At 28.1% G+C, this 16,554-nt stretch carries 14 protein-coding genes; 11 read left to right on the top strand and 3 right to left on the bottom strand.

Annotated elements, in window-relative coordinates; translation table 11 throughout:
* The 9 genes from recJ (at position 1) to NWE74_RS09195 (ending at position 13,281) form a co-directional block, all read left to right on the top strand.
* Complete coding sequence (recJ, locus tag NWE74_RS09235) at positions 1–2,520, top strand: single-stranded-DNA-specific exonuclease RecJ (RefSeq protein WP_330666345.1); 2,520 nt, start codon at positions 1–3, stop codon at positions 2,518–2,520.
* A gap of 14 nt (positions 2,521–2,534) precedes the next feature.
* Complete coding sequence (locus tag NWE74_RS09230) at positions 2,535–3,047, top strand: adenine phosphoribosyltransferase (protein WP_258242908.1); 513 nt, start codon at positions 2,535–2,537, stop codon at positions 3,045–3,047.
* Between the two features lie 111 nt (positions 3,048–3,158).
* Positions 3,159–5,372: a RelA/SpoT family protein gene (locus NWE74_RS09225; RefSeq protein ID WP_258242907.1), complete on the top strand. Its 2,214-nt coding sequence runs from the start codon at positions 3,159–3,161 to the stop codon at positions 5,370–5,372.
* Positions 5,373–5,382: 10 nt separating this feature from the next.
* Positions 5,383–5,832, top strand: a complete 450-nt coding sequence (gene dtd, locus NWE74_RS09220; protein WP_258242906.1) for a D-aminoacyl-tRNA deacylase — start codon at positions 5,383–5,385, stop codon at positions 5,830–5,832.
* Positions 5,833–5,844: 12 nt separating this feature from the next.
* Positions 5,845–6,474, top strand: a complete 630-nt coding sequence (locus tag NWE74_RS09215; RefSeq protein WP_258242905.1) for an MBL fold metallo-hydrolase — start codon at positions 5,845–5,847, stop codon at positions 6,472–6,474.
* A 61-nt stretch (positions 6,475–6,535) separates the two neighbouring features.
* Positions 6,536–8,008 (top strand): coproporphyrinogen dehydrogenase HemZ, encoded by a 1,473-nt coding sequence (hemZ, locus tag NWE74_RS09210; RefSeq protein ID WP_258242904.1) that lies wholly within the window; start codon positions 6,536–6,538, stop codon positions 8,006–8,008.
* The gene (gene hisS, locus NWE74_RS09205) at positions 7,998–9,260 is read left to right on the top strand and encodes a histidine--tRNA ligase (protein WP_258242903.1); all 1,263 of its coding nucleotides are present in this window, start codon (positions 7,998–8,000) and stop codon (positions 9,258–9,260) included. The genes hemZ and hisS overlap by 11 nt, the downstream gene beginning before the upstream one ends.
* 214 nt (positions 9,261–9,474) lie before the next feature.
* Positions 9,475–11,265 (top strand): aspartate--tRNA ligase, encoded by a 1,791-nt coding sequence (gene aspS, locus NWE74_RS09200; RefSeq protein WP_258242902.1) that lies wholly within the window; start codon positions 9,475–9,477, stop codon positions 11,263–11,265.
* A 222-nt stretch (positions 11,266–11,487) separates the two neighbouring features.
* Complete coding sequence (locus NWE74_RS09195; RefSeq protein WP_258242901.1) at positions 11,488–13,281, top strand: HIRAN domain-containing protein; 1,794 nt, start codon at positions 11,488–11,490, stop codon at positions 13,279–13,281.
* Between the two features lie 95 nt (positions 13,282–13,376).
* On the opposite strand, the gene NWE74_RS09190 is transcribed toward NWE74_RS09195, so the two are convergent.
* Positions 13,377–13,622 carry an alpha/beta-type small acid-soluble spore protein gene (locus tag NWE74_RS09190; protein WP_258242900.1) on the bottom strand — a complete coding sequence of 82 codons (246 nt, stop codon included), beginning with the start codon at positions 13,620–13,622 and terminating at the stop codon, positions 13,377–13,379.
* A gap of 207 nt (positions 13,623–13,829) precedes the next feature.
* On the opposite strand from NWE74_RS09190, the gene NWE74_RS09185 reads away from it, so the two are divergent.
* Together NWE74_RS09185 and NWE74_RS09180 are read left to right on the top strand one after the other, a co-directional pair.
* Positions 13,830–14,123 (top strand): metal-sensitive transcriptional regulator, encoded by a 294-nt coding sequence (locus NWE74_RS09185; protein ID WP_258242899.1) that lies wholly within the window; start codon positions 13,830–13,832, stop codon positions 14,121–14,123.
* Between the two features lie 137 nt (positions 14,124–14,260).
* A complete protein-coding gene (locus tag NWE74_RS09180; protein ID WP_258242898.1) occupies positions 14,261–14,713 on the top strand; it encodes a SoxR reducing system RseC family protein in 453 nt (150 codons plus the stop codon).
* Between the two features lie 164 nt (positions 14,714–14,877).
* Here NWE74_RS09180 and NWE74_RS09175 read toward each other — a convergent pair whose 3' ends face one another.
* Together NWE74_RS09175 and NWE74_RS09170 are read right to left on the bottom strand one after the other, a co-directional pair.
* Positions 14,878–15,339: a threonine/serine exporter family protein gene (locus tag NWE74_RS09175; protein ID WP_258242897.1), complete on the bottom strand. Its 462-nt coding sequence runs from the start codon at positions 15,337–15,339 to the stop codon at positions 14,878–14,880.
* The gene (locus NWE74_RS09170; RefSeq protein ID WP_258242896.1) at positions 15,339–16,127 is read right to left on the bottom strand and encodes a threonine/serine exporter family protein; all 789 of its coding nucleotides are present in this window, start codon (positions 16,125–16,127) and stop codon (positions 15,339–15,341) included. Before NWE74_RS09170 ends, NWE74_RS09175 begins: the two co-directional genes overlap by 1 nt.
* Between the last annotated feature and the right edge of the window lie 427 nt (positions 16,128–16,554).

Below are 16,554 nucleotides of genomic sequence, written 5' to 3'. Positions count from 1 at the left end.
GTGAAAAAGTTGAAATTTAATAAAAAATGGACATTAAAACACATGGGGAATGTAAAAACAGACGAACTAAGTAATAAGCTAAAAATTTCCCCGGAAATTAGTCAAATATTGAAAAATAGAAAAATAGAAAATGAAAAAGATGCCGAAATATTTATGAATCCATCGTTAGATTATCTTAGAGATCCTTTCTTAATGAAAGATATGAAAAAATCTGTAGAGAGAATAAATACAGCAATTGAAAATAAAGAAAGAATATGGATATATGGAGACTATGACGTAGATGGAGTTTCTTCAACATCTATATTATGTATATACTTTGATTCTATAAACTATCCAATTAATTATTACATACCAAATAGATTAGAAGAAGGATATGGAATAAATGAAGAGGCTATAAAAAACATATACTCACAAGGGTGCGATCTTATGATAAGCGTGGACTGCGGTATTACATCTGTTAAAGAAGTTGACTTAGCAAATCAATTAGGGATTGATGTTATAATAACAGATCACCATGAATGCCAAAGTGAAATACCTAATGCATATGCTGTAATAAATCAAAAACAAGATGATTGTGATTATCCGTTTGATATGTTATGTGGGTGTGGTGTAGCTTTCAAACTTATTCAAGCACTTACTCCAAAAGAAGAATTTAAAACTAGCTTATATAACTACCTAGAGATAGTAACGCTAGCTACAATTTGTGATATAGTTCCATTAGTAGATGAAAATAGAATTATTGTAAAAAATGGTTTAAAACTTATGTCAGAAGGTAAAAATATAGGATTAAAAGAGCTTATAAAAGTTTGTGGAGTAGAAAGTGACAAAATAGGATCTTCGCATATAGGGTTTGCTATAGGGCCAAGAATAAATGCATCAGGTAGATTAGGTTATTCAAAGTTAGGGGTTGAATTGTTTACCACAAAATCACCTGAAAAAGCTAAAGAAATAGCTAATATACTAGAAGAAAAAAATAATGAAAGACAATTAATAGAAGCTAAGATGTATCAAGAAGCAGAAGCTATCATAGAATCTAATGAAAGATATAAAAATGATAAAGTCTTAGTTATAGCTAAAGAAGGGTGGCAACATGGAATAATAGGCATCGTTGCATCTAAATTAACAGAAAAGTATTATAAGCCAACAATATTATTAACTATAGAAGGTGGAGAAGCTACTGGTTCAGCAAGATCTATAAAAGGATTTAGTATATTTGATGCGCTAGTTAGGTGTAAAGACTTATTAAATAAATTTGGAGGTCATGAGCAAGCTGCAGGCCTAGGATTGGACTCTGATAAGGTAGAACAACTTTCAATACAAGTAAATAAGTTTGCTCAATACGAATTAAGTGAAGAGGATTTAATTGAAAATATAAAAGTTGAGTTTGAGTTAGAAGAACATGCAATAAATTTAGAGTTAGTAGAAGAACTTCATAAATTAGAACCATTTGGATTAAGTAATCCTAATCCTAGATTTATAGTTCGAGATGCAATACTTAAAAATATAATGGCTATAGGTAAAAACAAACAGCATCTGAAGTTTACTATAGAAAAAGAAAAATCATATGATTGTATAGGATTTAATATGGCATATTTAAAAGGTGGATTTAATCCAGGTGATAAAGTAGATGTTCTATTTCAACTAGATGAAAATAATTTTATGGGCAATCGTAGTGTCCAATTTTTACTAAAAGATATGAGGTTATCACATCCTAAAAACACAAGTTTAAATGAGGATTCAATAGAATTATTTGAAAAAATTATCCCTGATATAGAGAACTTATACAAATTTAGTGATGTGAATGAAGAAGTTATTTGTAACAAAATGAATGCATCAAATATAGAGGAAGCCTTAAATGGAAATAAAAATATAAATATATTCGAACATATAACTAAGAATACTTTAATTATAGCAAATACAGTTAATGGATTTTATAATGCATTATCAGATATATCATTAGTTGATGAGGCAATTTGTGGAGAATTTGAAGTCAGTTATAATAATTTTACTAGTAATAATGATAAACTACAACTTATATTTTCTCCAAATATTGATAAAATAGACATAAAAAGATATAATAATATTATTCTTTATGATTATTTGTATAATAAAGGCGATTATTCGTATTTATGCACGAACACGAATAATGAAACTTCAATTATCAAATATTATAGCCAAACGGATTTAATTTATTTAAATAATATTGTAAATAACTTAGTTTCAGATCGAGAAGAGTTCATTTCAGTATATAAGATAGTTTTAAGTCAAAAAAATATAGAAATCAATTTAAAGGACATAAAAAAGGTATTTAATATGATACCTCTAAAGCTATTTGCAATAATAAAAGTATTTAAAGAATTGTCATTACTAGATTTTGGATTTAAACATGATGAAATATTAAATACAAAATCTATTTATATAAATATACTACCAAAACCAAATAAAAAGCTAAACTTAGATGAAAGTAAGATACTTAAAAACTTGAAAGAGTTGAGCAAAGAATACAAAGAAAGCTATTAGGAGGAGTCCAAAAAATGGATTTAAGAAAAGTAATAAGAGAAGTAGAAAATTTCCCAAAAGAAGGTATAAACTTCAAAGACATAACAACATTAATGCAAGATGGAGAAGCTTTTAAATTTACAATAGATGAATTTATAAATGATTTAAAAGATAAAAATGTAGATGTAATAGTAGGGCCAGAGGCAAGAGGATTCTTAATGGGTACACCTGTTGCTTATGGAATGGGAATAGGATTTGTTCCTGTTAGAAAGCCTGGAAAATTACCTCATGAAGTAGAAAGCTATAGCTACGGATTAGAATATGGAACTGATACACTAGAAATACACAAAGATGCTATAAAGCCAGGTCAAAGAGTTGCGATAGTAGATGATTTATTAGCAACTGGTGGAACTATGGAAGCTGCTGCTAAGCTTATAGAAAATTTAGGTGGAGAAGTTGTTTCTATGCAATTCTTAATAGAGCTAGAGTTTTTAAATGGAAGAGATAAATTAACTCAATATAATGTTAATTCTCTAATCAAATACTAATAATATATAAATAGTTGGTATCATACCAACTATTTTAGTATAACGAAAAGAGAAGTTTAGATATATAATTAACGCAGAAATGCGAATTTCATACTTAAAATAGGTGGTATTATGCATGATAAACAATTACAAGAACTAATTGATAAAATAAAAAGTTATGCACCTAATGCAGATGTTAGTTTAGTGGAAAAAGCTTATTACTTTGGAAAAAGTGCTCATGAAGGACAGTTTAGAAAATCAGGGGAACCTTATTTTATACATCCAATAGCTGTTGCTAATATACTTAGTGACATGGAACTTGATATAGAAACTATAGTAGCGGGACTTTTACACGATGTTGTTGAAGATACGGATTATACATATGAAGATATAGAAAGAGAGTTCTCACAAGAAGTAGCTAACTTAGTAGATGGGGTAACAAAACTTGGACAAATTAAGTATCAATCAAAAGAGGAAACACAAGCTGAAAATCTAAGAAAAATGTTTCTAGCAATGGCTAAGGATATAAGAGTTATACTTATAAAATTAGCAGATAGATTACATAATATGAGGACTTTAAAATTTATGCCTCCTGAAAAGGCTAAGGCTAAAGCTAAAGAAACTCTGGAAATTTATGGTGGAATAGCGAATAGATTAGGTATATCTATGATAAAGTGGGAGTTAGAAGACTTAGCTTTAAGATATATAGATCCAGAAGGATACTATGATTTAGTTGAAAAAGTAGCTAAAAAAAGAAGTCAGAGAGAAGCATACATTGAAAATGTACTTAAAATGCTTGATGAAAAGCTAAAAAGTGTTAATATTTCATACAATGTATATGGTAGACCGAAACATTTTTACAGTATATATAGCAAGATGAATAATAAGCATAAAAGCTTTGAAGAAATCTATGACTTAACTGCAGTTAGAATAATAGTAGATACTGTAAAAGATTGTTATGCCGTACTTGGAATGGTACATACATTATGGAAGCCTATCCCTGGTCGTTTTAAAGACTATATAGCAATGCCTAAACCAAATATGTATCAAAGTTTACATACAACGGTTATAGGTCCAGATGGAGATCCTGTAGAAATTCAAATAAGAACTAAAGAAATGCATAGAATAGCTGAATACGGAATAGCAGCTCACTGGAAATACAAAGAAGGTAAATCAGCTGAAGGCAGTAAACAAAATATAGAAGAAAAGCTTAAATGGCTAAGACAAATGATGGAATGGGAAAAAGACTTAAAAGACCCACAAGAGTTTTTAGATGCACTTAAAGAAGATGTATTTAGTAGCCAAGTTTATGTATTTACTCCAAGGGGAGATGTTATAGAACTTCCTGCAGGTGCAACACCTATAGATTTTGCTTATAGAGTTCACACTAATGTAGGTAACAAGTGTGTTGGAGCTAAAATTGATGGAAGAATAGTAACTATTGATTATAAACTTCAAAATGGGAATATAGTTGAAATATTGACTTCAGCTAATTCAAATGGACCAAGTAGAGACTGGTTAAGTATAGTTAAAACTCCAAATGCCAAAAGTAGAATAAGACAATGGTTTAAAAAAGAGAGAAGAGAAGAAAATATAGAACGTGGAAGCTTAATATTAGAAAGAGAATTTAAGAAATATAGCTTACCAACCAAAGATCCGTCTATAGATAAATATATGCAACATATTGCTAAAACCTTTAATCAACCAAGCGTAGAAGATTTAGTTGCTACAATTGGATATGGTGGTATAATGGCATCGCAAGTAGTTTCTAAGGTTAGAGAACTTTATGAAAAAGAAGCTAAAAAAATACAAAAAGATCAATTAGCAAATCAGCCAGAAGACTTTAAAAATCATAATTTAAGTGATCAAGAGTATAAGAAAAAAAGAAAAAATAATTCTCAAGGAATAGTTGTAAAAGGATTAGACAATATATTAGTTAGATTTGCTAAATGTTGTAATCCTCTTCCAGGAGATCATATTGTTGGATATGTTACTAAAGGTAGAGGTGTTGCTATACATAGAGCGGATTGTCCAAATGCAAACAGCAATGGTGATTTCTTCCAAAATAGATTGCTTGAAGTTTCATGGAGTGATGCCAATAAGTCTAAATTTGAAGCAGAAATTCAAATAAGAGCAGTTGACAGAAAAGGTATAATAAATGATATAACTCATATGGTGGCAATAGACAAGGTGAGTTTAAATGGTATAAATGCTAGAAAAGGAAAAGATAGCATAGTAAGTGTTAATTTATTAGTTGAAGTTAACAACATAGATGAACTAACACTATTAATGAAAAAAATAAAATCTATACCAGGTGTAGAAGATATATATAGAGTAATAAATTAGGAGGTAAGATATGAGAGCAGTAGTTCAAAGAGTATCTTCTTCTAAAGTTACAGTAGATGAAAATGTAACTGGAGAAATAAGTAAAGGATTACTTGTTTTGTTAGGAGTAACTCATGAAGATACATCTAAAGATGTAGATTATATGATAGATAAAATTTTAAATCTAAGAATTTTTGAAGATGATAATGAGAAGATGAATTTATCTTTAAAAGATGTAGGTGGAGAACTATTAGTAGTATCTCAATTTACTTTATATGGTGATTGTAGAAAAGGAAAAAGACCAAGTTTCTCAAATGCTGCAAGACCAGATGTAGCTATACCTTTATATGAAGAATTTATAAAAAAGGCTAAAGAGCAAGATGTAGTAGTGGGTACAGGAGAGTTTGGTGCTCATATGATGGTAGATTTAACTAATGATGGCCCAGTTACGATACTGTTAGAATCAAATAAAAGTTTCTAAGGGGGATTTAAAATGAATATAGAGAAGTTTGTTGAACCGAATTTTGGTGAGAATATATATGTTTTAAGTGACGATGAAAGTAAAAAATGTGCTGTAATAGATCCTGGTTTAGGTGCAAATGTAGAGTCAAAAGTTTTAAGTTATATAAAAAACAATAACTTGATTTTAGAATATATAATACTTACTCACGGTCATGGTGATCACATAGGTGCGGTTAAATATATAAAAGAAAAAACTAATGCAAAAGTGATTGCTCATCATGATGAAAAAGAATTACTTTTAGATAAAAAGAAAAATTTAAGTAATATGATGCATTGCGGACCTCAAGAGCTTGATGCAGATATATACGTTAAAGATAAGGATAAATTAGAATTAGGAAAATTAAAATTAACATTTCTACATACTCCAGGTCATACTAAAGGATGTATGTGTATAAGAGTAGGAAATGAAATGTTTACAGGAGATACTTTATTTGCTGGAAGTATAGGAAGAACGGATTTATATGGCGGTGATTATAAGCAAATAGAAAAATCACTTAAAAAATTATCAAAATATGAAGATAATGTAGTAATATATCCTGGTCATGGTCCTCACTCTACACTAGGTGTAGAAAAAATGACTAATCCATATATGAGCAGATAATATAAGATATTACTTACTGCTCCTAGTTAACATGTTACTACTATAAAAAAGGAGCAAAATTATGATAGGTGTAATTTTAAAAGGACATGATTATAAATATGAAGTAGCTGAGTTGATAAAATTATTTACTACTACCTTCGAATTTATAGAAGAAAAAAGTTTTGGTAGGATGTTAGAAAATGTACTTTATATTTACAATGATAATATAATTGCTAAAACTAAGTACTATGAAAACTATGAATTAAAATTTGAATTTGCTGACCATGTTAAAATAGATGGTTTAAGTGAACAAGAAATAAAAAAAGTTACGAAAGAGTGCATCAAAAGAAGTATGTTTAAGGTATTACAAAATAGACTACATACTTATGTTCCTTGGGGTATACTTACTGGAATTAGACCAGTTAAAATTGTTCACACTTTATTAGATGAACAAAAATGTGATGAAGAAATAAGAGAAATTCTTAAAGAAAAGTATTTTATAATGGATGAAAAAATAGATTTAGCATTAGAAATAGCTAAAAGAGAAAGAATATTTATTTATCCTATAGATAAAAATAAAATTTCTTTATATGTAGGAATTCCATTTTGTCCAACTAGATGTTATTATTGCTCATTCCCTGCGAATCCTTTAAAGCAATTTGGGCATTTAAGAAAAGAATACGTAGAGAAGTTAATAATAGAAATAAAAGGTATGGCAAAAATACTTAAAGACACTAATAAAGAAATAGAAACTTTATATATTGGAGGCGGAACTCCTACAGCTCTAGAGCATGAAGAGTTAGATACTTTAATCAACGCCTTATATAAAGAATTAGACTTAAGTACTATTAAAGAGTTTACAGTAGAGGCTGGTAGACCAGATTCTATAACTAGGGAAAAATTAGAAGTTCTTAAAAAGCATAATGTAAGCAGAATAAGTATAAATCCTCAGACTATGAACGATGAGACACTACAAAAAATAGGTAGAGATCATAGTGTAGCAGATATTGTTGATTGTTTTAATATGGCAAGAGAAATTGGATTTGATAATATAAATATGGATCTTATATTAGGCTTGGTTGATGAAGATTTAGAGATGGTTAGAAATACATTAGAAGAAATTAAAAAGCTTTCTCCAGAGAGTTTAACAGTTCATACATTAGCTGTTAAGAGAGCATCTTCATTAAAAGAAAATTTAGATAAATATGAACTTACAAGATATGAAGAAATGATAAAAATGATAGATTTATCAATGGAATATGCTAAAAATATGGGGTTAAATCCATATTATATGTATCGTCAAAAGCATATGTTAGGCAATTTAGAAAACATAGGCTATGCTAAAGAAGGATATGAGTGTATTTATAACATACAAATAATGGAAGAAAAACAAAGCAACTATGCATTAGGTGCAGGGTCTATCTCAAAATTTGTATATGTTGATGAAGATAGAATTGAAAGAGTAGAAAACGTAAAGAACGTTGAACAATATATAGATAGAGTAGATGAAATGATTGAAAGAAAGAGAAAGGAGATTTACCAAAATGTTAACTAAAGCTCCAAGAGGAACTAAGGATATAACTCCAAAAGATGCATACAAATGGAATTATGTTGAAAATAAATTTAGAGAAGTTTGTGCACTATTTGGATATGAAGAAATGAGAACTCCAGTATTTGAACATACTGAGTTATTTAAAAGAAGTGTTGGAGACACTACAGATATAGTACAAAAAGAAATGTACTCATTTACTGACAAAGGTGAAAGAGATATAACTTTAAAGCCAGAAGGAACTGCTGGTGTAGTTAGAGCATTTATAGAAAATAAATTACATGCTGATACTCAACCAACTAAGTTGTTTTATATAACACCTTGCTTTAGATATGAAAGACCACAAGCTGGGAGACAAAGACAATTCCATCAATTTGGGATAGAAGCTTTAGGTAGTGATAAGCCATCATTAGATGCTGAAGTAATAGCTTTAGCGGTACAATTTTTCAATGAAGTTGGTCTTAAAGATTTAGCAGTAAGTGTAAACTCTGTTGGATGCCCAACTTGTAGAGCTGAATATAATGCTAAGCTAAAAGAGTACCTTGATGCTAAGAGTGAAGTACTATGTGAAACTTGTTTAGAAAGAAAAGATAAAAATCCAATGAGAGTTATAGATTGTAAAAATCCTAACTGCCAAGAGAATTTAAAAGATGTACCATTTATGATAGATCACATATGTGATGATTGTAAGGATCACTTTGAAAAGTTACAAGAGTACTTAAAAGAAATGGAGATAAACTTTGTAGTTGATAAAACTATAGTTAGAGGATTAGATTACTACAAAAAAACTGCATTTGAAATAATATCTAATGATATAGGATCACAAAGTACTGTTTGTGGTGGAGGAAGATATGATGGTCTTGTTGAACAATTAGGAGGACCTAAAGGTGTTAGTGGTATAGGTTTTGCTATAGGCGCTGAAAGATTATTATTAACAATGGAAAATAATAATATAGAAATACCCAACCCTAAATCAACAGATATATTCATAGCTACTATAGGTGAAATGGCTAAAGTAAAGAGCTTTAAAATATTAAAAGAGTTAAGAACTAATCATATAAGTGCAGATGCAGATCACTTAGATAGAAGTATGAAAGCTCAATTTAAGTATTCTGATAAAATAAATGCTAAATTTACTATAGTTATTGGTGATGATGAGTTAGCTAATGATAGTGTAACTCTTAAAGATATGGCAGCATCACAACAAACTACTATAAAATTAAGTGAGATAGTAGAAGAGCTAAAAAATAGATTATAGTTATAAATTCAATTTAGATTTTATAGTTTAAGAATCTAAATAATAAATATATATAATTAAAAAATTTAAAGTTATTTTTACTTAATATAGGTAAAAATAACTTTAAATTGTGTTTAGATAGATTATAAATTATTTCTCGTTTATTGACATATTTTTGATATTAAGAAATAATAGGTGTATAATCGAATTAAAATAAAGACCTGGAGGGTAGATAATGGAAACTCTAAACGGATTAAAAAGAACTCACTATTGTGGGGACTTAAGAGAATCAAACATTGATGAAGAAGTTGTACTTATGGGATGGGTACAAAAGAAAAGAAACTTAGGTGGATTAGTATTCGTTGACTTAAGAGATAGAAGTGGATTATGTCAAATAATATTCGATACTGATGTTAATGCAGAAGCTTTTGCTAAAGCTGAAAAATTAGGATCAGAATACGTTATAGCTGTTAAAGGTAAAGTTGCAGAAAGAAGTTCTAAAAATCCTAACATGCCAACTGGTGATATAGAAATATTCGCAACTGAACTTAGATTATTAAATAAATCGGAAACACCACCAATATACATAAAAGATGATGATAATGTATCAGAAGAATTAAGATTAAAGTATAGATACTTAGATTTAAGAAAACCATCTATGCAAAAGACTTTAATGTTAAGAAGTAGAGTTGCTAACATAGTTAGAAATTACTTATCTTCAAACAATTTCTTTGAAATAGAAACACCTTTCTTAATAAAGCCAACTCCAGAAGGGGCTAGAGATTACTTAGTACCAAGTAGAGTTAACGAAGGTAAATTCTACGCATTACCACAATCACCACAATTATTTAAACAATTATTAATGGTAAGTGGTATGGATAGATACTTCCAAATAGTTAAGTGTTTTAGAGATGAAGACTTAAGAGCTGATAGACAACCAGAGTTTACTCAAATAGACTGTGAAATGTCTTTCGTTGAACAAGAAGATGTTATGACTATAATGGAAAAAATGGTTCAAACTATATTTAAAGAAACTATAAATGTAGACGTTCAATTACCACTTCCAGTTATGACATATGCTGAAGCTATGGAGAGATACGGTTCAGATAAGCCTGATACTAGATTTGGATATGAATTAACTAATATATCTGATATAGTAGCAAACTGTGGATTTGGAGTATTTGCTAATGCTACTAAAGATGGTATGAGTGTTAGAGGTATAAATGTTAAAGGACAAAGTGAGGCAATAAGCAAGAAACAATTAAGTAAAATAGAAGATCATGCTAAGACTTATAAAGCTAAAGGTCTTGCTTGGATGAGAATAGGTGAAAATAGAGAAGTTACTTCTCCTATAGCTAAATTCTTCAATGAAGAAGAGATGACAGTGATACTTGATAGAATGAATGCTGACGCTGGTGATTTATTACTATTTGTTGCTGACAAAAACTCAGTAGTATTTGATGCTTTAGGACAAGTTAGACTTGAAGTTGCAAGAAGACTTAACTTATTAGATAGCAATGTTTATAACATGTTATGGGTAACTGAATTCCCTGTATTTGAAGAAGATGAAGAAACAGGAAGAATGATAGCTAAGCATCACCCATTCACATCTCCACTAGATGAAGATATAGAAAGATTAAATGGTGATGATAAAGCATCTTTAAGAGCTAAGGCTTATGATATAGTTATAAATGGATATGAAGTAGGTGGAGGAAGTGTTAGAATATTTAACGCTGACGTTCAACAAAAAATGTTCAAAGCTTTAGGATTCTCTGAAGAAGAAGCTCAAGAGAAGTTTGGATTCTTACTTGATGCATTCAAGTACGGAACTCCTCCTCATGCTGGTATAGCATTTGGTCTTGATAGACTTGTAATGATACTTGCTGGAACTACTAACATAAAAGATGTTATAGCATTCCCTAAAAACCAAAGTGCTGTTTGCCCTATGACAAATGCTCCAGCTGTTGCTGAAGATACTCAATTAGAAGAATTAAGTATAAAAGTTGAAATAGCAGACAAAGAATAATTTTAGATTAATATAATTTGATAAAATATTTATCAAACAAAGAGTACCTACTACTATAGTAGGTATTTTTTTACTTATAAGAAAAGTGAGGGAAAATATTTTAATATTACATCTAAGAGACTAATAATATTACAAATAACAAATCTTAGAAAATATGTAAAATATGGGATGAATATAGGATATACTAGGACATATAGATAATGATAGAAGGGAAGATGTTTGATGGGTATGATAAAAAAACTCTTAGGAAGACGAAATTCTCATGATAAGAACAATAATTCTAAGTTAAATAATGCCTACAACAATGTAAATAAAAAAGCAAATATATCTAACTTAGAAAATATAGACTCGCTTATAACGTATATTGAATTAGACGAATCAAATAAAGTTTCTGAAATTATAAATCAAATGAAAAATAACGAGATACTATTATTAGTAAGTAGAATTGAAAATCAAAGTAAAGAGATTATAGAGGTTTACAATGAAAATAATGAATACATAGGAAAATGTAATAAGAATGTAACAGATATACTAGCTCCTAGGATTGATGCAGGAATAAATTACTATGGAGAAATTTTAGAAATAACCAAAACATCAAATTCACAAAACGACTTGCAAGCTAGAATAATTAAAGGAATACCGAAGCCATCACAAAAGAAAAAAATTAAACTAGATTCATTATTTGCATCTTTATCAGATGAATTTATAACTGAGGTCATTGATGTTACATTTGACGATAGGCAAAAACTAATTTCTAATATGAAAAAAGGTGATGTAATTACATTGATAAAAGAACCTCATGATAAACATACATATGATACTATTGGAGTTTATGATAAAGATAATAATAAATTAGGATACATTGAAGACGAATTATCAAAAAAATTAATTATAGAAATAGATAAGGGTAATGTTTATACTAGTCAAGTGACAGAGATGCTAGGTGGAGGAATTGTAAGTTTTGGTCTAAAAATAAATATAAATAAGGTTGATATAAAGTTAAGTAATCAAGTATACACAAAAGAAGTTGAAATAGAAATTTTAAATTATATTGAAAAAACATCTGATGCTAAAATAGCTAAAGATTTAATTTATATGGTAGGTAGAAGACCTATAATGTTAACCTCAGATAATGAGTGGAGTATGATTATGACTTTAGTAGCTATTAGTGAAGTATTTAAAGAAAACTTTAAGAATTACATCCATTATCCGAATGGAAACTTATTAGTGGATATAAATGTATTTGATTCATATGCTAAAAACAAGAAAAGGGAAATTTTTAGCTTTTATGAAATATATAATAACCTAATACAAAATATTTATAGATTTGAATATGGTGAAGAAGATATTATAGATAGTACTAGAGAAGTAAATATGTTTAAACTTAAATCAGATTTAAGGCCATTATCTCCTATATCTTATTCAGACTTAGAAAAAATAACTTTAGAAATGATTGAAAATATATTTACTACAGATGGTAGTTATAAAGAATTTATAAACAATATAAATAAACGAATTATAAACATAAAAGAAATAATATTAAATATCAGTGAAGAAGAAATAAAAAGAGTAAATCAGAGATGGATTGAGGAATTAAAACAGAGAAGATTATTCTTAAAAGATATAGAATGGATAGGAACAATTAGAGGTATTGAATGTTGCAGAGAAGTACGTTTAGATTATGATAGCTTTCCGAGTCTTTTATATAATGAATCCTTGTATAATAAATCTCATTATGTATGTCCCAGATGTGAAAAAATGGTTTTATATCAACTTAAAGTATCTGCTGTCTATACCGTTTATAAAAATGTTGAAAAATTATTAGTTCACAATATATTTACTTGTCCAGATTGCCGAACTTTCTATGCTTCAGCAAAAACTAAGAATGAATCTGATGAGCATTGGACAGAAACAAATCTTTCTGAATTTGCATTAAAGAGTGATACATACTCTAAAGAAGAATATAATGATTTAATTTCTTATAGTGAAAAAATATACTTTGAAGAAGAGAAGTAATAGCATGATTATATAATAAAAACGCGTAGATAAAAACTACACGTTTTTATTGTTCTATAATTATAATACAAAATACTTATTACATTTTAATAAAGTTAATTTTTATTATTATATTCGTTTAGTAATATTTCTTCTCCCATTTCAACTAGTTTTCTAGTAGTTGTACCGCCTACTTCTTCACCAGCAAGTACATTTTTAGCTGCACCTTCTAATGTTCCTTGAGGTGCATTACTTTCTATTTTATTAGTTTCTGAATTATAGTTATATCCTAATTCATAAGCTATTTCCATTTTCATATTATTTAAAGCTTGTTTTGCATTAATTTTAGATTGATTATCCATATAAATATCTCCTTTTAATATAATAAATTTTTAAAATACTTATTAAATAAATACTAATGTAACTGAATTAATATTTTAAAGCTTATATTTTTAGAATGAACAAAATTTAATATATTTATAACAAGATTAAATAAAATTATAACTATTATGTAAGGTTTTTTAAAAATAAGTTATAATATTAATATCAGATAAATATGAGGTGAAACTATGGAAGAAAAGCATTTATCAGAAAAAAATGATAAAGAAGCTCTTATGAAAAGGCTTAAGAGAATAGAAGGTCAAGTTAAAGGAATTCAAAAAATGGTGGATGAAGAGAGATACTGTGTAGATATATTGATCCAAATATCTGCAATAAGATCTGCTATTAATAAAGTTGGAACTATTATTTTAGAAAATCATATAAAAGGATGTGTTTCTGAAAGTTTAAAAAATGGAGATGTAGAAGGTACAGAAAATATGATAGATGAGCTTATGAGCACTATAAATAAATTTACTAAGTAAAGTATAAAAATTTTAAAAATTAAATTGCATTATATATTAATTAAAATAATTAATATTATAATTAATATATAAATAAACTTAGTCTATTTACAAAAAATATATGAAGATACAAGTAAATAAAAAATGGGGGGATTTTTTTGGAACAACAAGGATATATTGTAGATATTGTGGACAAGAAAACAGCTAAATTAAAAATGCAAAGACATTCCGCTTGCGCGTCTTGCGGTAAATGTGCTACAACTTCAGAAAAAAAAGATATTATAGTTGAAGTAGATAATACTATAGGAGCACAAGTTGGGGATAGGGTTAAAGTTAATATGGAAACTGTTAATGTATTAAAAGCAGCTGCTATTGTATATATATTGCCACTAATATTTTTATTAGCTGGAACTATAGCCACATATTTTCTATTAGACTCAATTTCATTTAATGGTAATGTAGAATTGCTTAGTGGAATAATTGGGTTAAGTTTAATGTTATTAGCTTTTGTAATTTTAAAGAAAAATGATAAAAAATTTAGAGATAGTAGAGAATATATACCTATTGTAACAGAAGTAGTACTAAAATGTGGATCAGAGATTAAGTTATAATATAATGATTGAAAAATATTAATTGCTAATTTGCAATAAAAAATAGCCTACTCTAATATAATTGTATAGAGATGGCTATTTTTTATGAAATAATATTTTTTACAGTAATTTTAATTAGAATTTGTTTGCATAATAAATTCTAATTTTTCAACTATTGTAATCATTCACTGTGCATTTAATTTTTTCTTTATTTTAAAAATACTAATAGTTCTAGCTAATGAAGTTATGACTAAAACTCCTAATGCTATCGCACCTCCAACAAATAATACATCCGCACCAGTAGATATTGCCATATCATAATTTTTTTGGACTAGATATAACATTGTATTGTACATACCAAGACCTGGAACTAATGGTATAATACCTGGAATTACAAATAGTATTGCTGGATGTTTCAATTTTCTCGCTAAGATCTCACTAAATAAAGAAACAACCAATGCAGCAATGAAGTTTGAAAGTATTGAGTTTGATGTAGTTGTCATTAGATAGAAATAGATTGCCCATCCAACACCACCAGTAACTCCTGCTGGAATTAGTGATGCTACTGGGGCATTAAAAAATACTGAAAATCCAACTGTAGATAAAGCAGCATAAATAAAATGCATATAAACTGGCATATCTGTCATTAGAATACACCTCCAACTCTAAGCCAAATATCTAATATAAGTCCGACACCACAAGCAATTGATATTGCTGTCATACCAGCATCAAAAGCTCGAGCGACACCAGACATTAAATCCCCTGATATTAAATCACGAATACCTTTTATAAATGATACTCCGGGTAACAATGGCATAATAGATCCTACTATTAACATTCGAGGAGTATCTAATATGCCTAGTTGAGTAAGAATTACACCTGCTGATGCTATTAATAATGATGCTACTAAACTTGAAAATGCAGGTATCGAACTTATTTTCATTATTTTCTTATAAGTAATAACTGCAAGTATGGATGTTATAGATGTAAATATAAAATTAACTATGTTATTACCACCTAATAAGCAGGCAAAGAATGCTGATGCTAGCCCAGTACATAAATATACTAGATTAGGAGGATAAGAACTAACATCTCCCAAGTCTTTTAATTGCTTTATAGCATCATTGATTGAAATATCAGTATTAGTTACAAACTCTCTTGAAAAATTGTTTAATAATGATATTTTATTTAAGTTTATCGATCTACTTTTTATGGTTTTCATAAAAGAAAGCCCATCAAATCTCTCATCAGAAATAATTATTACAGTCGGAGAAGTAAAAACATTTATATGTTTAAAACCTCTTGACCTACAAACTCTCAAAACGCTATCCTCAACACGATAAGTTTCTGCACCATTAGAAAGCATAAGCTCTCCCAGGAATAATGCTAATCGAAGTACATCTTTTTTGTATTCTTGATTATACTCGTTACTCATCCAAAATACCTCCAAATAAAAATTAATATAACGATTATATCAAATTTTGCATTATATGTTATCAATAAATTAAATTATTTTTGATTATTAATAAAGATTAACATAAGGCTGTATTTTACAGAGTTTAAAATTACAAAAAATATTAATTTTACTTTATTCAAAACAATTAAAAATATATGCATTAAACTATACAAAATTTGAATATATATATGTTGATATATTTATAAATTAAATACAATTCTAAAATTAGCCACCTCATAAAGATATTCTAAATTAATAAATATATTCCCCTTTAATACTTTGAAAAATTATAAAATTTAATTTATATAAAAAAATAAGTTTTAAAGGGATTTTTTTAGGAATAAATTATATAAAGAATTATTATTTTATAATTTATTTTTCCTAAATTATAAACTTTTATTATAGG

The sequence above is a fragment of the Romboutsia lituseburensis genome (assembly GCF_024723825.1).
Classification (GTDB): Bacteria; Bacillota; Clostridia; order Peptostreptococcales; family Peptostreptococcaceae; genus Romboutsia_F; species Romboutsia_F lituseburensis_A.
Note: the sequence above shows the minus strand (reverse complement) of the source record. Positions and strands in the feature narration are given on the sequence as shown.

Coding starts and splice junctions, on each gene's coding strand:
- NWE74_RS09230 (WP_258242908.1), top strand. CDS start 2,535: ATGGATTTAAGAAAAGTAATAAGAGAAGTAGAAAATTTCCCAAAAGAA.
- NWE74_RS09225 (WP_258242907.1), top strand. CDS start 3,159: ATGCATGATAAACAATTACAAGAACTAATTGATAAAATAAAAAGTTAT.
- dtd (WP_258242906.1), top strand. CDS start 5,383: ATGAGAGCAGTAGTTCAAAGAGTATCTTCTTCTAAAGTTACAGTAGAT.
- NWE74_RS09215 (WP_258242905.1), top strand. CDS start 5,845: ATGAATATAGAGAAGTTTGTTGAACCGAATTTTGGTGAGAATATATAT.
- hemZ (WP_258242904.1), top strand. CDS start 6,536: ATGATAGGTGTAATTTTAAAAGGACATGATTATAAATATGAAGTAGCT.
- hisS (WP_258242903.1), top strand. CDS start 7,998: ATGTTAACTAAAGCTCCAAGAGGAACTAAGGATATAACTCCAAAAGAT.
- aspS (WP_258242902.1), top strand. CDS start 9,475: ATGGAAACTCTAAACGGATTAAAAAGAACTCACTATTGTGGGGACTTA.
- NWE74_RS09195 (WP_258242901.1), top strand. CDS start 11,488: ATGGGTATGATAAAAAAACTCTTAGGAAGACGAAATTCTCATGATAAG.
- NWE74_RS09190 (WP_258242900.1), bottom strand. CDS start 13,622: ATGGATAATCAATCTAAAATTAATGCAAAACAAGCTTTAAATAATATG.
- NWE74_RS09185 (WP_258242899.1), top strand. CDS start 13,830: ATGGAAGAAAAGCATTTATCAGAAAAAAATGATAAAGAAGCTCTTATG.
- NWE74_RS09175 (WP_258242897.1), bottom strand. CDS start 15,339: ATGACAGATATGCCAGTTTATATGCATTTTATTTATGCTGCTTTATCT.
- NWE74_RS09170 (WP_258242896.1), bottom strand. CDS start 16,127: ATGAGTAACGAGTATAATCAAGAATACAAAAAAGATGTACTTCGATTA.